This window comes from Pseudomonas sp. BF-R-01, assembly GCF_019946615.1.
Classification (GTDB): domain Bacteria; phylum Pseudomonadota; class Gammaproteobacteria; order Pseudomonadales; family Pseudomonadaceae; genus Aquipseudomonas; species Aquipseudomonas migulae.
Genome location: NZ_JAGYFX010000031.1, coordinates 19,031 through 44,238 on the forward strand (window position 1 = coordinate 19,031; position 25,208 = coordinate 44,238).

Annotated in this window: 23 protein-coding genes and 1 pseudogene; 16 read left to right on the top strand and 8 right to left on the bottom strand. The window is 58.9% G+C overall.

The features are described 5' to 3' along the window. Positions 1-64 precede the first annotated feature (64 nt). The 3 genes from KGB27_RS13955 to lpxO form a co-directional block, all read right to left on the bottom strand. Positions 65-1,216 carry a PQQ-dependent sugar dehydrogenase gene (locus tag KGB27_RS13955; protein ID WP_223554979.1) on the bottom strand — a complete coding sequence of 384 codons (1,152 nt, stop codon included), beginning with the start codon at positions 1,214-1,216 and terminating at the stop codon, positions 65-67. A 51-nt stretch (positions 1,217-1,267) separates the two neighbouring features. Beyond that, the gene (locus KGB27_RS13960; RefSeq protein ID WP_223554981.1) at positions 1,268-1,624 is read right to left on the bottom strand and encodes a hypothetical protein; all 357 of its coding nucleotides are present in this window, start codon (positions 1,622-1,624) and stop codon (positions 1,268-1,270) included. Positions 1,625-1,784: 160 nt separating this feature from the next. Beyond that, the gene (lpxO, locus tag KGB27_RS13965; RefSeq protein ID WP_223554984.1) at positions 1,785-2,684 is read right to left on the bottom strand and encodes a lipid A hydroxylase LpxO; all 900 of its coding nucleotides are present in this window, start codon (positions 2,682-2,684) and stop codon (positions 1,785-1,787) included. Between the two features lie 494 nt (positions 2,685-3,178). On the opposite strand from lpxO, the gene KGB27_RS13970 reads away from it, so the two are divergent. After that, a complete protein-coding gene (locus tag KGB27_RS13970; RefSeq protein ID WP_008026595.1) occupies positions 3,179-4,768 on the top strand; it encodes an ABC-F family ATPase in 1,590 nt (529 codons plus the stop codon). 293 nt (positions 4,769-5,061) lie between these two features. Then, positions 5,062-6,249, top strand: coding sequence for an MFS transporter (locus tag KGB27_RS13975; RefSeq protein ID WP_008026597.1), 1,188 nt, complete (start codon positions 5,062-5,064; stop codon positions 6,247-6,249). Positions 6,250-6,435: 186 nt separating this feature from the next. On the opposite strand, the gene KGB27_RS13980 is transcribed toward KGB27_RS13975, so the two are convergent. Beyond that, complete coding sequence (locus KGB27_RS13980) at positions 6,436-7,473, bottom strand: alpha/beta hydrolase family protein (RefSeq protein ID WP_008043773.1); 1,038 nt, start codon at positions 7,471-7,473, stop codon at positions 6,436-6,438. Between the two features lie 257 nt (positions 7,474-7,730). Further along, entirely contained in the window at positions 7,731-8,342 is a 612-nt protein-coding gene (locus tag KGB27_RS13985; RefSeq protein WP_192227110.1) for an FMN-dependent NADH-azoreductase, read from the bottom strand. Between the two features lie 129 nt (positions 8,343-8,471). Between KGB27_RS13985 and KGB27_RS13990 the strand changes: the two genes are divergently transcribed. Both KGB27_RS13990 and KGB27_RS13995 read left to right on the top strand, forming a co-directional pair. Beyond that, entirely contained in the window at positions 8,472-9,380 is a 909-nt protein-coding gene (locus tag KGB27_RS13990) for a LysR substrate-binding domain-containing protein (protein WP_008029879.1), read from the top strand. Further along, positions 9,377-9,736 carry an MmcQ/YjbR family DNA-binding protein gene (locus KGB27_RS13995; protein WP_008043775.1) on the top strand — a complete coding sequence of 120 codons (360 nt, stop codon included), beginning with the start codon at positions 9,377-9,379 and terminating at the stop codon, positions 9,734-9,736. The genes KGB27_RS13990 and KGB27_RS13995 overlap by 4 nt, the downstream gene beginning before the upstream one ends. On the opposite strand, the gene KGB27_RS14000 is transcribed toward KGB27_RS13995, so the two are convergent. Both KGB27_RS14000 and KGB27_RS14005 read right to left on the bottom strand, forming a co-directional pair. Further along, positions 9,733-10,158, bottom strand: a complete 426-nt coding sequence (locus tag KGB27_RS14000) for a DUF1294 domain-containing protein (RefSeq protein WP_192227108.1) — start codon at positions 10,156-10,158, stop codon at positions 9,733-9,735. The genes KGB27_RS13995 and KGB27_RS14000 overlap by 4 nt on opposite strands. Continuing rightward, complete coding sequence (locus tag KGB27_RS14005; RefSeq protein WP_008043777.1) at positions 10,155-10,985, bottom strand: undecaprenyl-diphosphate phosphatase; 831 nt, start codon at positions 10,983-10,985, stop codon at positions 10,155-10,157. Before KGB27_RS14005 ends, KGB27_RS14000 begins: the two co-directional genes overlap by 4 nt. A gap of 293 nt (positions 10,986-11,278) precedes the next feature. On the opposite strand from KGB27_RS14005, the gene KGB27_RS14010 reads away from it, so the two are divergent. The 9 genes from KGB27_RS14010 to KGB27_RS14050 all read left to right on the top strand — a co-directional run bounded on the left by KGB27_RS14010 (position 11,279) and on the right by KGB27_RS14050 (position 20,047). After that, positions 11,279-12,913: a methyl-accepting chemotaxis protein gene (locus tag KGB27_RS14010; protein WP_008043778.1), complete on the top strand. Its 1,635-nt coding sequence runs from the start codon at positions 11,279-11,281 to the stop codon at positions 12,911-12,913. Between the two features lie 477 nt (positions 12,914-13,390). Continuing rightward, a complete protein-coding gene (gene pnuC, locus KGB27_RS14015; protein WP_192416287.1) occupies positions 13,391-13,954 on the top strand; it encodes a nicotinamide riboside transporter PnuC in 564 nt (187 codons plus the stop codon). After that, entirely contained in the window at positions 13,951-14,475 is a 525-nt protein-coding gene (locus tag KGB27_RS14020) for an AAA family ATPase (protein ID WP_223555012.1), read from the top strand. Before pnuC ends, KGB27_RS14020 begins: the two co-directional genes overlap by 4 nt. Before the next feature lie 357 nt (positions 14,476-14,832). Next, on the top strand, positions 14,833-15,267 hold the full coding sequence (locus KGB27_RS14025; protein WP_008040279.1) for a hypothetical protein: 435 nt from the start codon (positions 14,833-14,835) through the stop codon (positions 15,265-15,267). Position 15,268: 1 nt separating this feature from the next. Continuing rightward, positions 15,269-15,841, top strand: a complete 573-nt coding sequence (locus tag KGB27_RS14030; protein ID WP_008040271.1) for a hypothetical protein — start codon at positions 15,269-15,271, stop codon at positions 15,839-15,841. 51 nt (positions 15,842-15,892) lie between these two features. After that, entirely contained in the window at positions 15,893-17,203 is a 1,311-nt protein-coding gene (locus KGB27_RS14035; RefSeq protein ID WP_008040269.1) for a hypothetical protein, read from the top strand. Between the two features lie 62 nt (positions 17,204-17,265). Then, positions 17,266-17,946 carry a C39 family peptidase gene (locus KGB27_RS14040; RefSeq protein WP_223554987.1) on the top strand — a complete coding sequence of 227 codons (681 nt, stop codon included), beginning with the start codon at positions 17,266-17,268 and terminating at the stop codon, positions 17,944-17,946. 33 nt (positions 17,947-17,979) lie between these two features. Continuing rightward, entirely contained in the window at positions 17,980-18,720 is a 741-nt protein-coding gene (locus tag KGB27_RS14045) for a hypothetical protein (RefSeq protein ID WP_223554999.1), read from the top strand. A 46-nt stretch (positions 18,721-18,766) separates the two neighbouring features. Further along, complete coding sequence (locus KGB27_RS14050) at positions 18,767-20,047, top strand: transporter (protein ID WP_008040263.1); 1,281 nt, start codon at positions 18,767-18,769, stop codon at positions 20,045-20,047. A gap of 68 nt (positions 20,048-20,115) precedes the next feature. Here KGB27_RS14050 and KGB27_RS14055 read toward each other — a convergent pair whose 3' ends face one another. Next, on the bottom strand, positions 20,116-21,441 hold the full coding sequence (locus tag KGB27_RS14055) for a sigma-54 dependent transcriptional regulator (protein ID WP_008040261.1): 1,326 nt from the start codon (positions 21,439-21,441) through the stop codon (positions 20,116-20,118). Positions 21,442-21,784: 343 nt separating this feature from the next. Here KGB27_RS14055 and KGB27_RS14060 point away from each other — a divergent pair, with 343 nt between their 5' ends. The 3 genes and pseudogenes from KGB27_RS14060 (at position 21,785) to nhaB (ending at position 25,201) form a co-directional block, all read left to right on the top strand. Beyond that, a complete protein-coding gene (locus tag KGB27_RS14060) occupies positions 21,785-22,048 on the top strand; it encodes a hypothetical protein (protein ID WP_008040259.1) in 264 nt (87 codons plus the stop codon). Positions 22,049-22,329: 281 nt separating this feature from the next. Then, a pseudogene (locus KGB27_RS14065) lies at positions 22,330-23,620 on the top strand (hypothetical protein). Between the two features lie 78 nt (positions 23,621-23,698). Next, entirely contained in the window at positions 23,699-25,201 is a 1,503-nt protein-coding gene (gene nhaB / locus KGB27_RS14070; protein WP_008029909.1) for a sodium/proton antiporter NhaB, read from the top strand. Positions 25,202-25,208 lie beyond the last annotated feature (7 nt).

Sequence of the window (25,208 nt, forward strand, 5' to 3'; positions counted from 1 at the left end):
ATAAGTCCGCTATCGCGAGCAGGCTCGCTCCCACAAGTTTCGCCAGCGGCTGCAGGAATTGTGTTTATTTCAGGCCAACTTTGTACAACACGCCATCATCTTCATCGGTGAGCACATACAAATACCCGTCCGGCCCCTGCCGCACGTCGCGGATGCGTTTGTTCAGCTCGCCCATCAAGCGCTCTTCGTGAACCACCCGGTCGCCGTCGAACTGCAGGCGTATCAACTCCTGACTGACCAGCGCACCGATGAACACGTTGTGCTGCCACGCCTTGAAGCGGTCAGCGTCGTAAAACGCCATGCCGCTCAGGCCGGGAGATTTTTCCCAGACGTGGCGCGGTGCAACAGTGCCCACAGCGGTCTTGCCCGTAGCTTCCGGAATCGGTTGACCGGAGTAGTTGATGCCATGGGTCGCCAGCGGCCAGCCGTAATTCTTGCCACGTTCGATGATGTTGATCTCGTCACCGCCGCGCGGGCCGTGTTCGTTTTCCCAGAGCACGCCGGTCCAGGGATTGAGCGCCGCGCCTTGTGGATTGCGCTGGCCATACGACCAGATTTCCGGACGTACACCCGCCTGGCCGACAAAGGGGTTGTCGTCGGGCACCGTGCCGTCCGGGTAGATCCGCACGACCTTGCCTTGCAGCTTGTCCAGGTCCTGCGCGGTTGGCCGGTCATTGTTCTCGCCGAGGGTGATGAACAGGTAGCCGTCACGGTCGAACACCAGTCGCGAACCAAAGTGATTGCCGACCGAAAGTTTGGGCTCCTGACGGAAGATCACTTTGAAATTTTTGATTGCTGTCAGGTCTTGCGACAGTTGCCCGCGACCGACCGCCGTACCGGCCTTGTTCCCCTCGCCGCCACCTTCGGCGTAGGACAGATAGACCGTGCGGTCCTGTTTGAAATCCGGCGACAGCACCACGTCGAGCAGACCGCCCTGCCCTTTGGCCCAGACCTTCGGTACGCCACTGAGCGGTGCCGAAAGTTTGCCGTCGACGCTGACCACGCGCAGGTTACCAGGCCGTTCGGTCACCAGCATCCCTTGGCGATCCGGCAGAAAAGCCAAGGCCCACGGGTGATCCAGCCCCTTGGCGATGGGCGTGACCTCAAGGGTGCCCTGTTCACTTTTCAGCGCTTGCACGGACGCCGCGAAGACCGGTGCGGCGGCGCTGATCAGGGCGCTGGCAAACACGGTGGCCAGGAGGGTTTTACGCAACATGCACGATTCCTTTTGTCGTCTGAATGGCTGGCAAGACGTGCGTCCTGCTGCTCAACGGTTGCTGGTGCCTGCGTCTCGATGGGGCGGATTGGGGATGAATTTCGGTGGGCTGACAGGCGCCGATCGATCCTGGGGATAGCGGTTGCCAATGCCGCCGTTGTCCAGCGTTGGCGGCCGAGGAACAGGCACGGTATTGGGCCCGCGAATAACCGGCGCACTGGGTTGTGTGCCTTGCATGCTATTGGGGTTGGCCCGGCGAATCGGGCTGTTGTAAGGATTGCTGGCGGCGCCCGTCGGGCTCTGGGCCAACAGCATCGGGAATGCGGGTAACCGGGTGTCGGCCTGGGCCAGTTGGCTCAGTACGCCAGTCAATGCCATCGTGATGATGCCAAACGCTAATCGGTTCATGGCCAGCCTCTCGAGGTGATACAGCCTTCGATAGCACGCTACGCCGAGGGTTCGGATTTGTTAACCAAAACCATGTAACACGAAGTTGATCCCCTGCCAGGACTGGCTGGTACGCCGCTGAAAACTTTGCGCCGGACCATGGGCAGCCGCGACGCCTCAATCAGATCCAGACAAAAATCGCCAGCAACCCGGCAAAAATCGCCCACTTCTCCAGGTAATAGAGTGTGCGGTTGCGCTTCTTCAACGCTTTGCCGCGCAGGCGAATCTTGTAGATCCTGGTGAACAGTCGATTGATGCCACCCGTCTTGTCGCCCGCTTCGTTCGGTGCACCGGCCGCCGACATCACGTTACGACTGAACCAGCCATTGAACGCCGCCGCCCAGCGATACTTCATGGGGCGCTCGATGTCGCAGAACAAAATGATGCGGTTCTGCTGCGTAGTGTTTTCGGCGTAATGAATGAAGGTCTCGTCGAACATCACCGCTTCACCGTCACGCCAGTGATAGTTCTCGCCATCGACGTTGATGTAGCAACCGGCGTCGTTCGGCGTCTCCAGGCCCAGGTGATAACGGTAGGAACCGGCATACGGGTCGCGGTGACGTACCAGTTTCGAACCGGGCGGCAGTTCGGCGAACATCGCCGCCTTGATCGAACCGATGCTCTGCACCAGTTCGGTGGTGCGCGGGCAAAGCTTCATTGCCGAAGGATGGCTGTCGCCGTACCACTTCAAGTAGAAGCGCTTCCAGCCGGTTTTGAAGAACGAGTTGAAGCCGACGTCGTCGTACTGGTTCGAGCGCTTGATCTCACCCGCCTTGAGCAGGTTCTGACCTTCGGCTCGGATTTCTTCCCAATGGGTCTGCAACGGGCTCAGGTCCGGGAAGTCGGCCGGATCGAGATACGGTTTGTTGGGAATTTTCGAGAACAGGTACAGGAAGCAATTGATCGGCGCGAGAAACGTCGAGTGATCGCTCAGTTGGCGGCCCAGCTTGTGGCGCACCTGACCGCGCAGGTGGACGTACGCAATCGATAGAACATAAATAGCGGCAATGATGAGTTTCACGGAAATCGTCACACGTCAGAAGTGAACAAACTGCGTCCCCTGACAGGCCCGACGGCCCAAGGGTCTTGTGCAGCGTCTGAATACGAAACAGCGTCCCTGAGGCGCGTCCTTGAGCATGCCGGCGGTCGGCATCCGGTTGAAAGATGGCATTTTAGCCACGAGTTGTAACAAATAGTTAGCGTTCAACTGTGAAAATCTGTCCACTTGTACCGCCAAAGCACCGGTGCGGCCTCAACGCCCTATCGTTTAAAGAGCCAGACCAGTACAATCGCCGCCAAACATTACGCGCCCCCCTTGGTTGATGACGGGAATGAACCCCGTCTCAGCGCACTTCGACTCGGGCCAAGCGCTCCAACTGCTGCTGTCCACTTATTGCCAGATGGACCTTCCGCTTCTGATCGGGATGTATTTCCCGTGGTTTGAATACCGGAAACGGGTACTGAATCGGTACTGCCGCAACCCTAGCTACTCTGAATGCTTCGCAGGAAAAACCTTTGATCTCTACAGCTAACATCACGATGCAGTTCGGCGCCAAGCCGCTATTCGAAAACGTTTCGGTCAAATTCGGCGCGGGCAACCGCTACGGCTTGATCGGCGCCAACGGCTGCGGCAAGTCGACTTTCATGAAAATCCTCGGTGGCGACCTCGAGCCTTCCGGCGGTCAGGTCATGCTCGAGCCGAACGTGCGTCTGGGTAAATTGCGCCAGGACCAGTTCGCCTACGAAGAATTCACCGTGATCGACACCGTGATCATGGGTCACGAAGAACTGTGGAAGGTTAAAGCCGAGCGCGACCGCATCTACTCGCTGCCGGAAATGACCGAAGAAGACGGCATGGCCGTGGCCGAGCTGGAAACCGAATTCGCCGAAATGGACGGCTACACCGCCGAGTCCCGTGCCGGCGAACTGTTGCTGGGCCTGGGTATCGGCATCGAGCAGCACTTTGGCCCGATGAGCGAGGTTTCCCCAGGCTGGAAACTCCGTGTATTGCTGGCGCAGGCGCTGTTCTCCGATCCTGAAGTGCTGTTGCTCGACGAACCGACCAACCACCTGGACATCAACACCATCCGCTGGCTGGAAAACGTGCTGACCCAGCGCTCCAGCCTGATGATCATCATCTCTCACGACCGTCACTTCCTGAACAGCGTGTGCACCCACATGGCTGACCTGGATTACGGCGAGCTGCGCCTGTTCCCGGGCAACTACGACGAGTACATGACCGTGGCGACCCAGTCCCGCGAGCAACTGCTGTCGGACAACGCCAAGAAGAAGGCACAGATTTCGGAACTGCAATCGTTCGTCAGCCGCTTCTCGGCCAACGCCTCGAAAGCCAAGCAGGCCACTTCCCGCGCCAAGGCGATAGACAAGATCCAGCTGGCCGAGGTCAAGCCTTCGAGCCGTGTGAGCCCGTTCATCCGCTTCGAACAAACCAAGAAGCTGCACCGTCAAGCGGTCATCGTCGAGGGCATGGCCAAAGGCTTCGACGGCAAGACACTGTTCAAGGACTTCAGCTTCCAGGTTGAAGCTGGCGAGCGCGTTGCGATCATCGGCCCGAACGGTATCGGTAAAACCACCCTGCTGCGCACCCTGGTCAACGAATTGACCCCGGATGCCGGCACCGTGAAGTGGACCGACGCCGCGGAACTGGGCTACTACGCCCAGGACCACGCGCACGACTTCGAAGACGACTGCAACCTGTTCGACTGGATGGGCCAGTGGACCCAGGGCGGCGAGCAACTGGTTCGCGGCACCCTAGGCCGCATGCTGTTCTCCAACGACGAGATTCTGAAGTCGGTCAAGGTCATCTCCGGTGGTGAGCAAGGTCGCATGCTGTTCGGCAAGCTGATCCTGCAAAAACCGAACGTGCTGATCATGGACGAACCGACCAACCACTTGGACATGGAATCCATCGAGGCGCTGAACCTGGCGCTGGAGAACTATCCGGGCACGCTGATCTTCGTCAGCCACGACCGTGAGTTCGTATCGTCGCTGGCCACCCGCATCATCGAGTTGAGCCCTAGCGGCGTGATCGACTTCAGCGGTACTTATGATGATTATCTGCGTAGTCAGGGCGTAGTGTTCTAAGACACGCCTTGCTGCAACTGAAAGCCCTGTCCTTGTGACGGGGCTTTTTGTATTTCAGGGGCAGTGATTCGGCGGTGCTCAGGGCCTCTTCGCGGGCAAGCCTCGCTCCTACAGGATTTGCGTCGAGCCCAAATGTTGTGGTCGACATCGATCCTGTAGGAGCGAGCGGTGCGGCGATCCGACTTGCCCGCGAAGAGGCCCTCGGGCTCAACGAATATAGTTAGCCTGCTTTCTTTTATTCCACACCCGCGCCATGATGGACCTCTCCCACCGCCGCCCGCGAACGAGCCCTCATGTCTGCGCAGCAACTGCCACCGCAAAGCTCCATGGCGATCACCCTGCAGATCGTCTCCATCGTTTTCTATACCTTTATTGCCTTCCTCTGCATCGGCCTGCCGATTGCGGTGTTGCCAGGTTATGTCCACGAACAGCTCGGGTTCAGCGCCGTCGTCGCAGGGCTGACCATCGGTTCGCAATACCTCGCCACCCTGCTCAGCCGCCCGATGGCCGGGCGCATGTCGGACAGCATCGGCACGAAACGATCGATTGTTTACGGGTTGGCGGGGATTGTCTTGAGCGGCGCGCTGACGTTGCTGTCGACGCTGCTGCAAAGCTTTCCGTTGACGAGCCTGTTGATCCTGATCGCCGGCCGTTTGTTGCTGGGCATCGCGCAGGGCTTGATCGGCGTCGGCACCATCAGTTGGTGCATGGGCCAGGTCGGCGCCGAACATACCGCGCGTTCGATCTCCTGGAACGGCATCGCGTCCTACGGCGCCATCGCGATTGGTGCGCCATTGGGCGTCGTGATGGTGGCCGCGTATGGTTTTGCCAGCCTGGGCATCGCGCTGTCATTGTTGGCTGCGTTGGCGCTGCTGCTGATCCGCAATAAACCTTCGGTGCCAGTGGTTCGCGGTGAACGCCTGCCGTTCTGGGCGGTGTTCGGGCGCATTGCACCGTTCGGCGCGAGTTTGAGCCTGGCGTCAATCGGCTACGGCACGTTGACCACCTTTATTACCCTGTATTACGTCAACCGTGGCTGGACCGGCGCCGCGTACTGCCTGACGGTGTTCGGCGTCTGCTTCATTCTGGCGCGACTGCTGTTCATTTCCAGCATCAGTCGTTTTGGTGGATTCACCTCGGCGATTGTCTGCATGAGCATTGAAACAGCGGGCCTGGTGCTGCTGTGGCTCGCGCCGTCGACCGGTTTCGCCCTGATTGGCGCGGGTCTGGCCGGGTTTGGCCTGTCGCTGGTGTACCCGGCGTTGGGGGTAGAAGCCATTAAACAGGTGCCCAACTCCAGTCGCGGCGCGGGTTTGAGTGCTTACGCGGTGTTTTTCGATCTGGCGCTGGCGATTGCCGGACCGCTGATGGGCGCGGTGGCGTTGAACCTGGGGTACTCGTGGATTTTCTTCAGCGCGGCAATGTTGTCGATCACCGGCCTGGCCCTGACTCTGCTACTGAAACGCCGCGCTACAGCCTGATCAACACAAACCTTGCTGGCGATGGCGATTCCGAGGGCGCCATCGCCGGCAAGCCGGCTCCTACGGATTTGGGGATGACTGGGTTTGTGGGTGCACCACAAGACCTGTAGGAGCCCGGCTTGCTGGCGATGGCGATTTCATGGGCGCCATCGCCGGCAAGCCGGCTCCTACAGTGGTGTTTGGGTCCTATTGATCGGCGGTTTGCATGCCGGCGCGGGTCGGTTTGCCCAGTGCGTGGGAGAAGAAGCGCCCTGCTTCGGAGATCATGTTGCGATGGATGTCCTCGCGATCGACACCGTCGGCATCGGTGCACAGCGCCGGCATCGCCTTGATCTGTTCTTCGTTGCACGGTGCCATGAACACGAAGTGCCCTGCCCCCGCCAGTAGCTTGAAGTCCGGTGCGGTCGGCAGTTTGCGCGCCAGCGCGGCGGCATTTTTGTCGAAGGCCACCAGTTTGTCGCCGTCACCACTATATAACAGCACCGGTACATGCACGTCGGCCAGGGTATGGCGACCGAATTTCAGGCTCAACGGCGCCATCAGCAGCAGCGCGTGCACCCGTGGATCCGCCACCGGTTGCAGGTCATCACGGTCGACAATCAGTTCGCCCTGAGTGTTGCAGGCATCGTGGTCGTCCGGACGTTCCTGGCAATAGCGACGCAGACGATCCAGATCTGGCGTCGCCCCCGACAGAATCAGCGCCGTCTCCCCACCGGCCGAATAACCGATAACCCCCACCTGATCGGCATTGACGAACGGCGCGAGCATACGGTCGCCCAGGGTCGCGGTAATGGCTTCGGAAATCTGGATCGGCCGCCCATACAGGTTGCTCAAGGTGCCGAGGCGGCTGTGGTCTTTCGAGTTGTCGCCGGGATGAATCACCGCCACCACCACAAAACCCTTGCGGGCCAGCGATGTGGCGAGGTCGTGCAGGGCCAGCGGGGTTCCGGTGTTGCCGTGGGACAGCATCAGCATCGGGAAGCGGCCAATGGCGACGCGGGTGTCTTCGCCCGCTTCGACCGTGTAGCCCTCGAGTTTACTGGAGTGTTCACGGTCGCTGGAGGGATAGAACGCGATGGCGCGCATCGGTTGCAGGTCCAGTGGGTCGAGAAAACTCATCTCATGGAAACCGACGCTCCAGTGAGGATGTGGCGCAGGCGCGGCGTGCACTGAATTCAGGCTGCTGAGCAGGCAAATCAGTAACGTTGCCCAAAGACGCACCATGGGATGCCCCACCTTTGTTACTTGACCGGGAAGCCCGTTCTCCATCGATTACCGAGGAAGCGGCCTTGTACCAGCAATTGCGGCCACCAAGGTCGTTACAGAACGGGGACGTTAAACCCTCGACTGCATAACCTGGGCCACAACATGAAAGATTGCGCAATGATCAGAAACAAAAAACTCCGTATCTGACCTTGCGGGATCAGAATACAGAGTTTTTTGGGGTGTTGCCCGAGCTGATTTACAACTTTACGCAAGCCTTACGCGGCGGCGAACAGTTGCTCGCTGATCTGAGTGCGAGCAGCGCTCATGGCTTTGGTACGGACTTCATCACCGTACGCCAGGCCTTCGGCACGGACGAATTCAATGTCGGTGATGCCGAGGAAGCCGAACAGCAACTTCAAATACTCTTCGTGCGCAACGCCACTCGCCTGACCTGCGTGCAAACCGCCGGCAGTCGACACGATCACGACTTTCTTGCCACCGCACAGGCCTTCAGGGCCGGCTTCGGTGTAGCGGAAGGTCTGGCCGGCAACGGCGACGCGGTCGATCCAGGCCTTGAGTTGGGTCGGGATGGTGAAGTTGTACATAGGTGCTGCGATGACGACGGCATCGGCGGCGAGGAATTCGGCCAGTGTCGAGGCGCTCAGTTCGGCTTCGTGCTGCTGGGCGGCGTTGCGCAGTTCAGCGGAGGTGCCGGCGGCGACCAGGGTCGTGGCGGAGAAGTGGCTGATGGCATCGCTGGCCAGGTCGCGGTAGGTCACGACGGCGGTCGGCTCGGCAGCTTGCCAGGCGCTGACGACTTCGCGGCTCAGCTGACGGGAAGCCGAGTTGTCACCAAGAATGCTCGAATCGATATGCAGCAGTTTCATATGGGATCTCCAGGTGAGGACCGCCACGAGGCGATCTGATGGAGACAATCCTACAGACGAAACCAATAGCTGATTAGACCGCAACAATGCGATAGTTCGTCTCACTGATAGAACAATCGAGTTAAAACCATGCAAGACCTCAATGACCTCTACTACTTCGCCAAAGTGGTCGAAGCTGGCGGTTTCGCGGCAGCCGGGCGTTTGCTGGGGATTCCCAAATCACGATTGTCGCGCCGCATCGCCGAACTGGAAGAACGCCTGGGTGCGCGCCTGCTGCAACGCACCACCCGGCAGCTTAAGTTAACCGCTGTGGGCGAGCGCTATTTGCGCCACTGTCAGGCCATGTTGCTGGAAGCCGAGATGGCCGATGAGGCCGTGGCCAGCATGTCCAGCGAACCGCGCGGACGCTTGCGGGTGTCCGCACCCGTCGGGCTGGCTCACGAAATGTTGCCAACGGTGATCAGCAAATTCCTCGAGAAATACCCTCATGTCCAGCTGGAGGTCATGCTGGTAAACCGCCGGGTCGATCTGGTGACCGAGGGCGTCGACGTCGCGTTGCGAGTTCGCGAACCGGGTGATGAAGACCCGCTGCTGGTGACCCGGCGCCTGCGTCAGGCACAGATGCTGATGGTGGCCAGTCCGGGTTTTCTTCATGGACGAGCAATCAATCATCCCGAAGACCTCAAGGGCTTGCCGGTGCTCGGCGCTCTGGAAGCGGACCGTATGGTGCACATCCGCATGCTCGACCAACAGGGTAAAAGTCATGAACTCGCGCTCGAAGCGCGACTGGGCATCGATGACTTTATCGTGCGCAGGGCCTGCACCCTCGCCGGCCAGGGTTTTACCATGCTGCCGATGATGTATTGCGAGCAGGAACTGGAAAGCGGCGCGCTGGTGCAGTTACTGCCCGACTGGTCTTTGCCTGGCGGCTGGCTGCAAGCGGTCTACCCTCATCGGCGCGGAGTGATGCCGGCCGTTCGCGCCTGGCTCGACCATTTGATCGAATCATTCAATGCCTGTGGGGACCGACTGATATGAAGGCTGGGCGTATGAGCGAAGAGGATGTCGCGCAATTCTGTCTCGCGCTGCCGGGTGCGCGGGAAGATTACAAGTGGGGTGGCGTGCGGGTGTTTTCGATTGCCGGGAACAAGATGTTCGCCCTGCAGAACCTGCGGGGCGACTCTTTGGCGTTCAAGGTCGACAAGGACTTGTTTCTGGGGCATTGCGACCGTCCGGGCATTCATCCGGCGCCGTATCTGGCCCGGGCCCAGTGGATCATCATGCAAACGCCCTACCCGCTGGGCAGCGAAGAACTGCAAGGGCTGCTGCAACGCTCCCATCAACTGGTGGTGAGCAAACTGCCCAAACGCACGCAGGTCGGGCTGCTGCTTTAAAGCAGCGCCAGATTGGCGCCCAGGAACAGTTGATCGATCCAGAACACTTGATGCAGCAGCACGATCACCCAGAACAGCAACTGAAACGACACTTTGCGGGTCTTGTGCCGAAACACCTGCTGGGCCAGCAACGCGCCCGGCCAGCCGCCGGCGAGTTCCACCGCATGCAACACGTTTTCCGGCGTGCGCCAGCTATCGGTCCGGGCCTTGCGCTTGTCGCTCCAATAAAGGAAGAACGCCAGCACACTGACGATGCCATAGGCCGCCAGGGGAATCAGCGAAACCCCTCGCAGCCAGAACGACATCGAGCCGAACAACGGCAGCGCACACACCATCGCGAACACCAGCAGTTTCAGCCGTGGGTTCTGGATTCCGCCCCCGGACTGGCGCCCGGGATTGTTGCGTGCGCGGGTGTCATTCATGGCTTGACCGCTGTCCAGTCAACCCAGCCAAACTGCCAGGTGGCGAGAATGACCAGGCCAAATGCAATACGGTACCAGGCGAACACCGCGTAGCTGTGGCTGGCGATGAACTTGAGCAAGCCCCGGACCGCAATCATTGCGAAAATGAACGCGGTGACGAAGCCGATGGCGAACACCGGGAAATCGGCCGGGACGAACAGGTCGCGGTATTTGTAGCCCGAGTACACCGCCGCAGCGACCATGGTCGGCATTGCCAGGAAGAAGGAGAACTCGGTAGCGGTCTTGCGCGACAGGCCAAACAGCAACCCGCCAATGATGGTCGAGCCGGAACGCGATGTACCGGGAATCATTGCCAGGCACTGGGCGAAACCGACTTTAAGCGCATCTTGCCAGGTGATTTCATCGACCGTTTCAGCATGCACTTCATGCTGACGCTTTTCAGCCCACAACATGATGATCCCGCCCACCACCAACGCCGACGCGACCGTAATCGGGTTGAACAGGTAGTGGTGAATCAAGTCGGAAAAAATCACCCCCAACACCACGGCCGGCATGAAGGCAATCAACAGGTTGGCGGTAAAGCGTCGGGCGCCGGGCTGCGTTGGCAAACCGGTCACCACATCGAGAATCTTGCGACGAAACTCCCACACCACCGCCAGAATCGCACCCAGTTGAATAATGATGTTGAAGGCAATGGCCCGTTCACCACCGAAATTGAGCAAGTCGGCCACGATGATCTGGTGTCCGGTACTGGAAATGGGCAAAAACTCCGTCAGCCCTTCTATAACGCCAAGTATCAATGCCTGAAAGGCGGTCCAAAGATCCATCAATCCCCCAAGAAGCGATGCGCCACGGCATGCCCCGTTAATATTTTTCAAAACATTGACTGCGATCAGCGCAGCTGCAGCCAGACGCGCACAGAATCCAGACGAAACCGTAAAAATTCCGTGAAAAATCAACTTGGATTCAGGTTTTTCCGTGCGGGGCCGAAATCCTATCAGACAAGGCTGAATAACGCTGCCACGTTATTGGACTTGGGTCGGATATGCCCGATCGGCAAAATGTGGTTGGATGCTGGCGGTCGTTTATTACAAGAAAAAGAAACAGGAGTGACAGCGTTATGAACAGCTTGCGCAATATGTCGATCAGCCGGCGTTTGTGGTTGATTTTGATCGTGGCCGTCATGATGCTTTTGACGTTGGGCGTGTTGATGCTCAAGCAGATTCACGAGGACCTGTATCACGCCAAGGCGCAGAAAACCCAGCACGTCGTGCAGACGGCCAGCGGCATTCTGACCTATTACCACGGGCTCGAAACCGCCGGCACGCTGACCCGCGAAGCTGCGCAGAAACAGGCGCTGACCGCCGTTCGCGGCCTGCGCTATGACCAGAACGACTACTTCTGGATCAACGACCTGACGCCGGTGATGATCATGCACCCGGCCAACCCCAAACTCGATGGCCAGAACCTCTCGGCGATCCGCGACCCGGACGGCTTTGCGGTGTTCAATGAAATGGTCGCTCTCGCCAAGGCCAAGGGAGCCGGCCCGATCGACTATCGCTGGCCGAAACCGGGCGCCAGCGAGCCGGTCGCAAAAACCTCCTACGTCAAACTCTTCGAACCGTGGGGCTGGGTGATCGGCTCGGGCGTGTATATAGATGACATGCAAGCCGAGTTCATGGGCCAGGTCTGGAAAGCGACAGTGGTCGGGTTGGTGATCGCCGCCTTCATGGCGCTGCTGGTGATCCTGATTGCCCGCAGCATCGTCCGTCCGCTGCAGGACACCGTGAACGCCATGGCCAACATTGCCAGCGGCGAGAGCGATCTGACTCGCAGCCTCGACACCCACGGTCAGGACGAAGTCACGCAGTTGGCACACCACTTCAATGCGTTCACCGCCAAGCTACGGTTGGTGATCAGCGAATTGCAGGTGTCCGCCAGCGCCCTGGGCCAGTCGTCCAGCGAACTGGGCAACGACGCCGTCCAGGCCCAGCAACGCAGCCAGCAGCAATCGCAACAGATGGAACTGGTGGCCACGGCCATCAATGAAGTGACCTATGGCGTGCAGGACGTGGCGAAGAACGCCGAGCACGCCGCCAGCGAGATGCGCGATGCCGAGTCTCAGGCGCAGCAGGGCCAGGTCAACATCGACAGCAGCCTGCAACAAATCGACAAGCTGTCTTCAACGATTGATCAGGCCGTGGAGGTCATCCGTACCCTCGCCGCCGAAAGCACTCAGATCGGCAGCGTGCTGGAAGTGATCCGCTCAATCGCCGAGCAAACCAACCTGCTGGCCCTTAACGCGGCCATCGAAGCCGCCCGTGCCGGTGAGCAAGGTCGCGGGTTTGCCGTCGTGGCCGATGAGGTGCGCCTGCTGGCCCAGCGCACGCAGAAGTCCACCGCCGAGATCCAGGCAATGATCGAACGCCTGCAAAGCCATTCCGAAGCGGCGGTCAAGGTCATCGGCGACAGCAGCCGCGCCTCGCAACTGACCATCGAACAGGCCGGCCTCGCCGGTGCAAGCCTGAATGCCATTGGCCAGGCACTGCGCAACCTCAACGGGTTGAACGCTTCCATTGCCAGCGCCACCCTGCAACAGGCCCATGTGGTCGAAGACATCAACCAGAACGTGACCCAGGCGGCCGGTTTGTCCCACAGCACGGCGCTGGCGGCGGAACAGTCGAGCGTGGCCAGCGTCCACCTCAAGGAACTGAGTGAGCAGTTGAACGGGTTGCTCAAACAGTTCCGCGTGTAGGCGCCTGGCTTGTAGGCGATGGCGCCCATGAAATCGCCATCGCCGGCAAGCCGGCTCCTACAAGTTTCGGGTGAACCCACAATCCCCAACACCCACGCGATCCGTAGGAGCCAGCTTGCTGGCGATAGCGCCCATGAAATCGCCATCGCCGGCAAGCCGGGCTCCTACAGGTTTGGGGTGAACCTCCTATCCCCGACACCCTTGCGATCCGTAGGAGCCAGCTTGCTGGCGATAGCGCCCATGAAATCGCCATCGCCGGCAAGCCGGGCTCCTACAGGTTTGGGGTGAACCCCCAATCCCCAACACCCCCGCGACCCGTAGGAGCCGGCTTGCTGGCGATAGCGCCCATGAAATCGCCATCGCCGGCAAGCCGGGCTCCTACAGGTCAACGAGTGCTTTCTCCCTCGCCAGCACAGCCTCATCCGCTGCAATCCGGGTACAATTCGCTCCCCTCTTCGTCTGCTCCAAGGAACCTCCATGTCCGGGCTTGAACTGTTTGCCGCCGCCCTCGGTGTCATTGCCGTCTGGTTGACGGTCAAACAGAACCCCTGGTGCTGGCCGATCGGTCTGGTCATGGTGTCGCTGTACAGTTGGGTCTTTTTTGAAGTGAAGCTGTATTCGGACATGCTGTTGCAGGTGATCTACGCCGCGTTGCAGCTCTATGGCTGGTGGCAGTGGACCCGCGCGGGGGTTGCGCGGCAAGGGCGGCAGGTTAGCCAACTCAAGGGCAAATCGATCGCGACAGGTCTGGCCATCGGTGCCCTAGGCAGTCTGTTGCTCGGCGCGGCCATGGCGCACTGGACCGATGCCGCGCAGCCCTGGCTCGATGCGGCACTGACGGGGTTCAGCCTAGTGGCGCAGGTCTGGATGGCGCAAAAGCGCGTTCAATGCTGGCCACTGTGGATCACCCTGGATGTGATTTTCGTCGGGCTCTTCGTCTACAAGGGCATGTACTTGACCGCCGGGCTCTATGCGTTGTTTGCCGTGATCGCCGTTCAAGGCTGGCGGGAATGGCGCACCGACCCGGCATTGCGCACATGAAAGTCCTGGTACTCACCGGCCCTGAATCCAGTGGCAAGAGCTGGCTCGCGGCCGAGTTGCAAACGCATTTCGGCGGAGTGCTGGTCGACGAATATGTCCGCTGGTTTATCGAACAAAACCCGCGTGATACCTGCCTGGCAGACATTCCGGAGATCGCCCGCGGGCAATTGCAATGGGAAGACGAGGCCCGCGCCCGGCAGCCATCGTTGCTGATTCTCGACACCCACCTGCTGAGTAACATCCTCTGGAGCCAGACCCTGTTTGGCGATTGCCCCGCGTGGCTCGAGCAGGCGCTGCTGGCTCGCCAGTACGACTTGCATCTGTTGCTGTCTCCCGAACAGGTCGACTGGAAGGATGATGGCCAACGCTGCCAACCCGATTTGAGCGAGCGCCGGGCATTTTTCGACGCAACCCTGACATGGCTTGAAACCCATCAACAGCCTTTTCGAATTCTGCAGGGAAACTGGGCGGAACGGCGATTTCAGGCACTGCAAGCCGTCACCCTGCTACTGAACCCCTGACCCGTTTTTAGGGGTTTTCACCCAGTAATTCCCCTGTTTTGGGGGCAAAAGTGTCCATACCTGTTACACCCACCCCACCCCAAACAGGCCGTTTCAGCGGTCTGCACCCTCTTCGCCCGTCAGCTGTTAAGTCCCCAATACACCTCGGCGCAAAGCATTGATCTAGAGCACTGCAACCGCTTTTGTTGGACAAAAGCGCCCGCGCCCGTCTCAGACGTGAAACAGCACCGACATCGGCCTCCCGGACAAAATTTTTAACCCGTTGAATTAAAACAAAATTCAAAAAACGGCACAGCATTCGCTCTCTCCTTCACATCGCTGACTAGGGCCAGCCCACAAAAAGAAGGAATTGCCACTGTGGGGACTTTCAATACTTTCAATAAAGGCTTTACCTGCCTCCTCCTGATCGGATGCGCATTGGGCTCAAGTGTCCAGGCTGACGACGGCATCATCATTATCAAGCGTGATGTCCAGACACGAAACGCCGTGCAAGCGCCGGTGGCTCCCGATCCTAACCCCACGACCGCAAATGCCAACCCGAGCCAACAAATCCTCAGGCAAACGAACGAGTTGAACGACGGCGACTTTGCCAACGTCGCCAGTGGTGCCGGGATCTCCCGCCTCGTCACGTTAGGCAACACAAACCTGGGCGGCAACATCACCACCCAGAATCAGCTTTCCAACCTTCCCGCCGGACGCTCGGGAGGTTCGGGCAACGGTATTTCCAACCTGGTCAATTCAAGCGTCCAGCGAGGCCTGAGCGGTCTGAACGTCATTACGGGAGGCCGTTGAGATGAATCGTAAGCTGCTGATTATCAGCATGTTTTGCAGCGCATCGAGCTTTGCTCAACCCCCCGTTATCAATAATGCCGACATCAGTAATTCGGGCGCGCAGTACCAAGGTAACTTCGCGGTCAACCAGGCTGCCGGCGATCAGCAGCAACAGGCTAATGCCCGGGCCATCGCCATGGGCCATGGCGCCAGCGCGACCACACAGATTCGCCAACGATTGCATACCGAAGTCGACCCCAGGATGGATGCTCGAGCCAGCATTCAGGGCGACTCCTTCAGCCGCGGCTACGGCGTACTGGGTGTCAACCAGAGCGCCGGTGCCAGCACTCAGCAAGCCAATGCCCTGCGGATAAGCATCAGCAATCAACCGCAAAGTATCGACGACAGCGTCCTCATGCAACAGAACGTGGCGCTGATCAAAAACTCCGATCCGACTGACTCTGCACCAGGCTATCGCCAGGTCTCTACCAGTGACCAGGCATTCACCGGTAGCCGCGGGGTGATTCAGTTGAATCAGAGCGCCGGGGTGGGAAACCGAATGGCCAACACCCTGAACGTACGGGTCGCGGATTGACCCAAACAGTTAGGAACAACACTTAACCTAAAATAAGTACGGAGAATCACCATGAAACCTTCGACGGCACTCAAGCCTCTGGTTTTCGCAATTGCTGCGGTCATGGCTGTTGCTGTACAAGCTGGGCAAAACGATCGGCGTCACGATGACCACCACAATGGCCATCATAACAACGGTCACCACAATCCTCCTCCAATGAAGATCCCTGTTTACGCGACTGCCAATGCCTACGACAAACAAAGCAGCACCAACAATCGCATCCGTAACGAAGGGACTATTAACAAGGCAGAGATGACCGACTCTGCCACAGGCGCCGACGGCAACGTCGGTATCAACGTGGCGGCAGGCGACGGCAACCAACAAGACAACGCTGCCGCCATCGCGAACGCTGGCGCCACTTCCGCTCTGGATAACTCCTTCGTGTTCGGGGTTGCCACTGCCACTGCCAGCGTCAAGCAGTACAGCAACCACAACAAGGTCGACAACTACAACACCACAGCCTCTGCCGTGATGAGCGGATCGGGCAATGGTGGCAACGGCAATATGGGGATCAACATTGCCGGTGGCGACCTGAACCAACAGAAAAACACCATGGCGATTGCCAACTCCAATTCGCCGCTGGGTAACGCAACAGCCACCGCCTCCGCCGATCAGAATGGTCCTGGTCTGGTAGTGAATAACAACGCCGATCGGAACTTCGCCCTGACGACGGTGACGCTAACCACAACCAAAAGCGGTAATTCCTCTTTCAGTCATAACTCCGAGTTGAACATTGATAAGAGCGCGTCCAGCAACTGGACCAAGAAAGGTGCTAGCAGTTTTGACGTCAGTGGCACCAAGCACTTTGAAGCAATCGGATCAAAAAGCACCGACAAGAGCTCCACCAGCCATGCTGCTGTGGAAGCTATGTTGACCGCAGATGCGAATGTTACCAAAACCGTTACTCATAATAACGGCTATGGCGATCGCACTCGCAGCAAGTCTGTCGACCTATCGGTTGACGCATCGCTTAAAGCATCTATCGATACAGAGCACTCAAAATCGACCGACTCTTCGTTCGAGAAGAAGTTCGATTCTTCGTTCTCAAAATCGTTTGACTCTTCGTTCGAGAAATCAGGCGAGAAATCGTCCGCTTCTACCAAACACGAAGAGAAGGGCTACAGCGAAAGCAATGCATGGGAATTGAGCAACACTGTTTCCTATCAAATCCTGACCCCAAATGGCTGGGCTAACCCTGTCACCAACACTGCAACCCTTAGCGGTTCGGTGAATGGCGGCAGTGGCAACCTCGGCGTCAACGTGGCTGCCGGTGTGGGTAACCAACAAAGCAACTCGTTGGCCATTTCCAACCAATCGTTCTGATGGCTGTCTCTGGAGGCCCCCTCACGGGGGCCTTTTTCAACACAACCAGAGGGCGTCCCACCATGCGCATTATCGCCTTGGTACTTTTGCTTTGTGTGTCCAGTGTGATCGAGGCTGCACAAATGCCGCTTTCCGTCCTGCCGGGCGGCGCGGTGGTGTACAAGCCGATCCAGAGCATACGCGAGCGTAAATTTGCCGACCTGGTGCAACAGAAAACCGACTTCAGTTGCGGCGCAGCTGCGCTGGCGACCATATTGCGCCAGGCCTATTGGCTGGACGTGAACGAAGAACAGATCATCGAAGGCATGCTGACACACGCCGATCAAGACCTTGTCCGCGTTCAGGGCTTCTCCATGCTCGATATGAAGCGTTACGTGGAAAGTATCGGCATGCGGGCCCGTGGCTACCGGGTGGCGCCAGAAACGCTGAACGACATCAGAATTCCGGTCGTGGTCCTCATGGATATCCGTGGCTACAAACATTTTGTGGTCCTGCAAAAAGTCCACATGGGCTGGGTATACATCGGAGATCCGGTACTCGGTCATAAACGCTACCAAGTCGACGACTTTGTCAAAGGCTGGAACGGCATCATCTTTGCTGTCATTGGCCAGGGCTACGACAAAACCAACGCGCTACTCGACCCTCCCGTGCCACTGACCGCCAAGAACCGCCTCGACACCTTCAGCCCGGTGCAAGACGCAGAGTTGTTGGACTTCGGGTTTATCCGAAGCGACTTCTTCTAATAACAAGGGAGCATGACGCTCCGGGAGCATCTAATGAAGACTCCAATCTGGCTGGCCGTGGCTTGCCTGGCCGCCAGCCTGCCAACCCAGGCACAGTCGTTCAAACCTATTGAACTGAGCGATCAGGAACTGGCGAACCTGCGAGGCCGCTATGTCATGCCGGGGCGCGTCATCAGTTTCGGGATTGTCATGACCAGCACCTGGCAAAATGCCAACGGTCAGGTGATCGGGGCAACCTCCTCGATGCAAATTCAACAAACGACCATCAAGCCACAGTTCTATGTGTCGATGATCGACCGGAATGGCGATGGCTCGGCGGTTTCTCAGGGCACCGGGACCGTCAGCGGCGGTAACGGTTTGAGCACTACCCAGGGCGTCACTCAGGTTGTGCGCGCTGCCGGCGACAACAACAGCGCTTACAACAACGTTGATCTCAACGTCAGCAGAGGTAGCCAGGCACCACAGATGGACAACCAGGGGCAAGCGTTGGCCTCGGGCTCAACCCTGAACCACACCAACGGTGCCGGCGCGATGAGTATTTCCGCCACCGGCACGGGCGTGCAGCTCAACATCATCGCCAACAACAACCAGGGCAACACCGTGCAGCGCCTTGCCCAAGGCGGGCTGATGCAAAACGCGACCCTGCTTGGCGGTGGTAACCAGGTCAGAAACATGATGTCGATCAACGTTGTGCTGCGCGACAACCTGCCATCAACCGGTTCAATGAACGGCAATCTGGACCAACTCAAAGGAGTTCGCACTCTAGGATTCTGATCTACGCTCAGTCTCATTAGATGCAGTCAGAAGGGACGGCTAACCCATGCACCGATCTATAACGCTCAGAGCTATCGTTTGTTTGAGTAGCCTGGCCCCGGCCACATTGCTGTACGCAGCACCGGACCCCCAGGTCGAAGCATTAAAACAAGAACTCATGGAGTTGAAACAGCGTTACGAAGCACAACAGAACGCGCTGATGGTACTTGAACAGCGCGTTCGCCAAGTAGAAGAAGCACCTGCGACACCGGCCCCCAAACGCCTGACCAAATCCCCTGCCGAGCCGACCAGGGGTGGCCAGACGGTGGCCGCCGGTGCGCCGGGCACCACGGGCAGTTCATACGGCCAATCGCTCAAAGAGGATGCCGAGCCTGCGCAAAGCGTGTCCAACCTGTATGACGAAGCCAGCGGGTTCTTCGGCGGCGGCAAGTTCAGTGTCGAAACCGGCCTCACCTACACGCACTTCGATACACGCGCGCTGACGCTCAATGGTTTTCTGGCACTGGACTCGATTTTCCTCGGCAACATCAACCTCGACCGCATCAAGGCCGACAACTGGACACTGGACCTGACCGCCCGCTACAACGTGGCGCAACGCTGGCAGTTCGACATTAACGTCCCCGTGGTGTATCGCGAGTCGACGTATTCCTCCGGTGGCGCCGGTGGCGCTGGCCCCGTGACGTCGGACGCAACCGTCACCCGCGACCCGACCATCGGCGATGTGAACGTTGGCGTTGCTTACAAGTTTCTGGATGAGTCGGTCAGTCTGCCAGACGCGGTCTTTACACTGCGCGTCAAGGCACCGACCGGCAAGGACCCTTACGGCATCAAACTGGTCGAAGACCCGAACAACGACAACCTCGCGGTACCCGAGGACTTGCCTACCGGCAATGGCGTCTGGTCGATTACCCCGGGTATCTCGCTGGTCAAGACCTTCGACCCGGCCGTGCTGTTCGGCACCCTGGCCTACACCTACAACATGGAGGACTCTTTCAGCGACATCAGCCCTCAGGTTGGCTCCAAGGTGAAAGGGGACGTGAAACTGGGCGATTCCTGGCAAGTCGGCGCGGGCATTGCATTCGCCTTGAACGAGAAGATGAGTATGTCGTTCTCGTTCACCGATCAGTTCGCCCGCAAGAGCAAAATCAAGCCCGACGGCGGCGATTGGCAATCAATTTCCAACAGCGATTACAACGCGGCCAACTTCAACATCGGCATGACCATGGCAGCCACCGACAACCTGACGATCGTCCCCAACCTGGCCATCGGCCTGACCGACGACGCGCCAGACTTTTCCTTCAGCCTGAAATTCCCGTACTACTTCTAACCGCTACACCCGAATGAAAAAGGCCCGCTGCGAGGTTCATCGCAGCGGGCCTTTTCGTTTAACCCAACCTAACGGATCTGGTGCTTGTGCAGCAGTCGGTAGAAGGTTGGCCGCGACACGCCCAGCACTCGGGCGGCGACACTCAGGTTGTCGCTGTGGCGGTTCAATACATCGCACAACGCCTGCCGTTCGGCGCGGGTCTTGTAGTCTTCGAGGGTGCCCATCGGCGCGGCGATTGTATGTTGACTGATCAGCCCGAGGTCTCGCGCCTCGATCTGCCGCCCTTCCGCCAGAACCAGCCCGCGACGTACACGGTTGGCCAGCTCCCGCACGTTGCCCGGCCAGTCGTGCTTGCCCATGGCGATCAGTGCGTCCTCGCTGAAACTGCGCGGACGGCGGCCGGTTTCATGACTGTAGAAATGGGAGAAATGGTTGGCCAGCATCGACAGGTCGCCATGCCGCTCACGCAGCGGTGCAGTGACCACTTGCAGCACGTTGAGGCGGTAATACAAATCCTCGCGGAAGCGTTTCTTCTCGATGGCCGCTTCAAGGTCGACGTGGGTCGCCGCCAACACCCGCACATCGACCGGAATCGGCTGGCTGCCGCCCACGCGTTCGATGTGTTTTTCCTGGAGAAAACGCAGCAGGTTGGCTTGTAGCTCCAGCGGCAGGTCACCGATCTCATCGAGAAACAGAGTGCCGCCATTGGCCGCTTCGATCCGCCCGACCTTGCGCTGATGGGCGCCGGTAAAGGCGCCTTTCTCATGGCCGAACAATTCGGACTGGATCAGGTGTTCGGGAATTGCGCCGCAATTGATCGCGACAAAGGGTTTGCTGTGGCGCTGGGATTGCCGATGGAGGGTGCGGGCGACCAGTTCTTTACCGGTCCCGCTCTCGCCGCGAATCAACACCGGAGATTCGGTTGGCGCCAGTTTGCTCAGCAGTTTGCGCAGTTCGCGAATCGGTTTGCTGTCACCGAGCAGCTCGTGTTCGGGCTGATCGATGTGAACCGTGCCTTGACCACGCAAGCGCGCCATACCGAACGCCCGCCCCAGCGTCACCTGAACCCGGGAGACATCGAACGGCAAGGTGTGGAAATCGAAAAACCATTCGCAGACGAAGTCCCCGACGTTTTGCAGCCGCAGGACTTCCTGGTTGAGCACGGCGATCCATTCGGTGCCGCTGCGGCTGATCAGTTCCTTGACCGCATCGGGGTGCTCCAGATGAAAAGGCTGGAGCCGCAGCAGGCCGACGTCGCAGGTTCGGTCAGCGGCATTTTCCAGCGTACAGCTATCAACGTCCCAACCTACAGAGCGCAGACCTGGCAGCAGGCGATGACAGTCGTCGCAAGGGTCCACTACTAACAGACGTCGTAACGCAGGCGCTTCGATCATGACTGTTCCTTGACGCCAAATTTTATGAAATTTTATTAAAAACAATCATTTGGCGGATCTGGCTGTAACACTAGCAAGAATTTGACACTGTCTTGTATCGATTGACTATAGGAAGTGCGCGCAAGCAGTTATAAGAAGCAACTTTATTAGTTACCTAACGACTCGAACCTTTCACCCAGCTTTCAAAAGCCGTCGAAACCTCGAACCGATGAAAGAAAGTTGAAAATTCTTTTAATTGTATGTGACCCACCCACCGGTTGCGGGCATCAGTACAAGTAACCAGCCGAACGGTAAGCCCAACCGACGGCACATCACTTGATTGGGCATACAGAGAGAAGACCCCATGACCGCCCCGCTCCGTATCAACGAAGCTCTTTTGATTGCCGACCGCGCGTTCAAGCCATTTCAATGCGTGGCCTGGGCCCCACAAGACGGCAACGGCGAACTCAGCCTGACCGTCATCGACCGCACCAACACCTGCATTCGCAAGCAGATCCCAAGCAGTGCCTATACCGACCCGGCACAACTGGAACATGTTCTGGAAGAAGCCCGTAAAGAGCTGAGCCAGGAAGGTTACACGCTGCAATCGTGGTCGATGCCGCACTAATCTTTTTGCGGATTACTTATCGGTAATCCGCACCCTCCTCCATGATCGTTAGTTTGCCGGCCTTGCCAGCAGACAACACGCGCAACATTTATTTGTACCTGAACGCGGCCAAATACTTGGCAGGCTTGTCAGTGGGTCGAAAAGACACTGTTCTGGCACAAAACGACCCTCCGTCTGTTAGTTATTACAGTTGTGCAACCAATCATTCAGGGATTGAATGTTTCTACTATAAGTCGCCCCCCCAACTCCTGGATCAAGACGACTCGCAAGGAGATGCGTGCATGTCAACCCAGACCGCTGTGGTCCTGCCTGCGACGCTGAGCGCCGCCGGGGAGCTCGACAAAACCTTTGCCAGCGCCGGCAAAACCCAGGTGTATTTCGCCGGCAGCACGTCGAGCATGGCCACCGGCGTCGCGATTGATTCACAAGGCCGGCTGCTCGTCGCGGCCAAGGTCGGAACCCCGAGCGGCAGCCGCTTCGGTCTGGCCCGCCTGCTTGCGGATGGCTCGGCGGATCTGGCGTTCGGCAAACAAGGCAGTGTCATCAGCCAGTTCGAACCCGGCTTCGAGTCCATGGGGTGGCAAAGTGCTGATCCGGCCCGACGGGTGCATTCTGTTGGCCGGCCTGCACTACGAAAATGAGCACCAGACACTGCCTGCCCTCGCCTTGTTCGATCAGCAAGGCAAACCGGTCCCCGACTTTGGCGACAACGGACGCCTTGTCGTACGCCTGCCGGGCAATCTTTCCCGGGGCGTGCGGGATGCCTGGCTTCCCCCCGGCGTACCGGGCGCCGAAGCCTGTGATGTGTGCGTGCAGGAAGACGGCCGGATGGTCCTGCTGGCCAATCATCATTTTGAACTGGCCGATCACGTCGGCCTGCTGGTGCGACTAAACCCCGACGGTTCGCTGGACGACACCTTCAACGGTCGTGGCTTCGTCCTGGTCAGGCACCTGCTGATGAACACCTGGCTCAGCAGCCTGCTGGTGCAACGCGACGGCCGGATTCTGGTGGGCGGCTCGATCAACTTCCCTGAAGAAGGCCTGCTTGCGCGCTATCTAAGCGACGGCAGCCTGGACGACCGTTTCGCCGTGGATGGCTTCATGAGTTTCTTGGCACAAGGGCGTCACGCCCAGGTCAGCCAGGTCGTCCAGCAGGCCAACGGCGACCTGCACTGTTTTGGCAGCAGCCGCGACCCGATGCATTGCATGGCCTTGAAAGTACACAGCAACGGTCGCCCGGACATCCATTGCAACGGTGGCCAGCCGCATTTGCTGGGGATCGGCCACAGTGGCTGCCAGTGGACCGCCGCCCACGCCCTTGCAGACGGGCGTGTGCTGACTGTTGGCGCGACCATCGGTGGTGTCGAAGCCGACTTTATCCTGGCCCGGCATCGTCCTGACGGACAACTCGACGAGCTGTTCGGCAAAGGCATCGGCTGGGTCCGTACCCGCCTGGGTCGCAGCCTGGATACCGCAACGTCGCTGGCCGTGCAGGACGACGGCAACATTGTCGTAGGAGGCTATTCGCTGGATGGCAACTACCGGGCAATCGTCGCTCGCTATCTGGGATAGGCCTGCCGAGCTTTCCTGCGCTTGATCTTCCGTACCGCTTGCGGCAAGTTGCGCGCTTCTTAATACAAGGAGCAGCCGATGTCCGGCTCAATGGCCCAGGCGTTCGCGCATAATTTTCTCGGGCACTCACCTCGCTGGTACAAGGCCAGTATTGTCGGTTTCCTGATTCTCAATGCCCTGGTGCTGTGGACCGTGGGTCCGGTAGCGGCCGGTTGGCTGCTGGTGCTGGAATTCATCTTCACCCTGGCCATGGCGCTCAAGTGCTATCCGCTGATGCCGGGCGGCTTGCTGCTGGTCGAAGCGCTGTTGCTGAAGATGACCACGCCCCAGGCGCTGTATGACGAACTGCTGCACAACTTCCCGGTGATTCTGCTGCTGATGTTCATGGTGGCCGGCATCTACTTCATGAAAGACCTGCTGCTGTTTCTGTTTTCGCGCCTGCTGCTCGGCGTTCGCTCCAAAGCCATGCTGGCGTTGATGTTCTGCTTTCTTTCGGCGTTCCTCTCGGCTTTTCTCGATGCCTTGACCGTGACCGCCGTGATCATCAGTGCCGCCGTGGGGTTTTACTCGGTGTATCACCGTGTCGCTTCGGGTAATGATCCGCGCCAGGACAGCGAATTCAACGATGACCAGCACCTGCCAACGCTGCATCACGGGGATCTCGAACAGTTCCGCGCCTTCCTGCGCAGCTTGCTGATGCACGGCGCCGTGGGCACTGCACTGGGTGGCGTTTGCACGCTGGTCGGTGAGCCGCAGAACCTGCTGATCGGCCACGAAATGGGTTGGCACTTCTCTGAGTTCTTCCTGAAAGTCGCCCCGGTTTCCATGCCGGTGCTGGTGGCGGGCCTGGTGACCTGCGTGCTGCTGGAGAAACTGCGCTGGTTCGGTTACGGCACGCTCCTGCCAGACAACGTGCGCGCGGTGCTGGCCAATTACGCCGCCGAAGACAACGCCCAACGCACCTCACACCAACGCGCTGCGCTGATCGTTCAGGGGCTGGCGGCGCTGATACTGATTGCCGCCCTGGCGTTCCATATTGCCGAAGTCGGTTTGATCGGCTTGATGGTGATCGTGCTGATTACCGCATTCACAGGCATCACTGACGAGCACCGCATCGGCAACGCCTTCAAGGACGCCATGCCGTTCACGGCGCTGCTGGTGGTGTTTTTCGCGGTAGTGGCGGTGATTCACGACCAGCAGTTGTTCACGCCGCTGATCCAGTGGGTGCTGGCGCTGCCGGCGAATCAGCAACCGGGCATGCTGTTTATTGCCAACGGTTTGCTCTCGGCGATCAGCGACAACGTGTTCGTCGCGACCATTTACATCACCGAAGTGAAACAGGCGTTCATCTCCGGCCACATGAGCCGTGAGCATTTCGAGACACTGGCGATTGCGATCAACACCGGCACCAACCTGCCGAGCGTGGCGACGCCGAATGGCCAGGCAGCGTTTCTGTTTCTGCTGACGTCGGCGATTGCCCCGCTGATTCGCCTGTCGTATGGGCGGATGGTGTGGATGGCGTTGCCGTATACGGTGGTGATGGGTGTGCTGGGGTGGTATGCGGTGAGTTTCTGGCTTTGAGTTGGCA

What these genes read in the sequence shown, in the direction of transcription:
- KGB27_RS14000 (WP_192227108.1), bottom strand. Translation starts at nt 10,158, where the DNA reads ATGAATGACACCCGCGCACGCAACAATCCCGGGCGCCAGTCCGGGGGC.
- KGB27_RS14020 (WP_223555012.1), top strand. Translation starts at nt 13,951, where the DNA reads ATGAAAGTCCTGGTACTCACCGGCCCTGAATCCAGTGGCAAGAGCTGG.
- KGB27_RS14010 (WP_008043778.1), top strand. Translation starts at nt 11,279, where the DNA reads ATGAACAGCTTGCGCAATATGTCGATCAGCCGGCGTTTGTGGTTGATT.
- KGB27_RS13995 (WP_008043775.1), top strand. Translation starts at nt 9,377, where the DNA reads ATGAAGGCTGGGCGTATGAGCGAAGAGGATGTCGCGCAATTCTGTCTC.
- KGB27_RS13990 (WP_008029879.1), top strand. Translation starts at nt 8,472, where the DNA reads ATGCAAGACCTCAATGACCTCTACTACTTCGCCAAAGTGGTCGAAGCT.
- KGB27_RS13980 (WP_008043773.1), bottom strand. Translation starts at nt 7,473, where the DNA reads ATGGTGCGTCTTTGGGCAACGTTACTGATTTGCCTGCTCAGCAGCCTG.
- KGB27_RS13975 (WP_008026597.1), top strand. Translation starts at nt 5,062, where the DNA reads ATGTCTGCGCAGCAACTGCCACCGCAAAGCTCCATGGCGATCACCCTG.
- KGB27_RS13985 (WP_192227110.1), bottom strand. Translation starts at nt 8,342, where the DNA reads ATGAAACTGCTGCATATCGATTCGAGCATTCTTGGTGACAACTCGGCT.
- KGB27_RS14060 (WP_008040259.1), top strand. Translation starts at nt 21,785, where the DNA reads ATGACCGCCCCGCTCCGTATCAACGAAGCTCTTTTGATTGCCGACCGC.
- pnuC (WP_192416287.1), top strand. Translation starts at nt 13,391, where the DNA reads ATGTCCGGGCTTGAACTGTTTGCCGCCGCCCTCGGTGTCATTGCCGTC.
- KGB27_RS14005 (WP_008043777.1), bottom strand. Translation starts at nt 10,985, where the DNA reads ATGGATCTTTGGACCGCCTTTCAGGCATTGATACTTGGCGTTATAGAA.
- nhaB (WP_008029909.1), top strand. Translation starts at nt 23,699, where the DNA reads ATGTCCGGCTCAATGGCCCAGGCGTTCGCGCATAATTTTCTCGGGCAC.
- KGB27_RS14055 (WP_008040261.1), bottom strand. Translation starts at nt 21,441, where the DNA reads ATGATCGAAGCGCCTGCGTTACGACGTCTGTTAGTAGTGGACCCTTGC.
- KGB27_RS13960 (WP_223554981.1), bottom strand. Translation starts at nt 1,624, where the DNA reads ATGAACCGATTAGCGTTTGGCATCATCACGATGGCATTGACTGGCGTA.
- KGB27_RS14040 (WP_223554987.1), top strand. Translation starts at nt 17,266, where the DNA reads ATGCGCATTATCGCCTTGGTACTTTTGCTTTGTGTGTCCAGTGTGATC.
- KGB27_RS14045 (WP_223554999.1), top strand. Translation starts at nt 17,980, where the DNA reads ATGAAGACTCCAATCTGGCTGGCCGTGGCTTGCCTGGCCGCCAGCCTG.
- KGB27_RS14035 (WP_008040269.1), top strand. Translation starts at nt 15,893, where the DNA reads ATGAAACCTTCGACGGCACTCAAGCCTCTGGTTTTCGCAATTGCTGCG.
- KGB27_RS14030 (WP_008040271.1), top strand. Translation starts at nt 15,269, where the DNA reads ATGAATCGTAAGCTGCTGATTATCAGCATGTTTTGCAGCGCATCGAGC.
- KGB27_RS13955 (WP_223554979.1), bottom strand. Translation starts at nt 1,216, where the DNA reads ATGTTGCGTAAAACCCTCCTGGCCACCGTGTTTGCCAGCGCCCTGATC.
- KGB27_RS14050 (WP_008040263.1), top strand. Translation starts at nt 18,767, where the DNA reads ATGCACCGATCTATAACGCTCAGAGCTATCGTTTGTTTGAGTAGCCTG.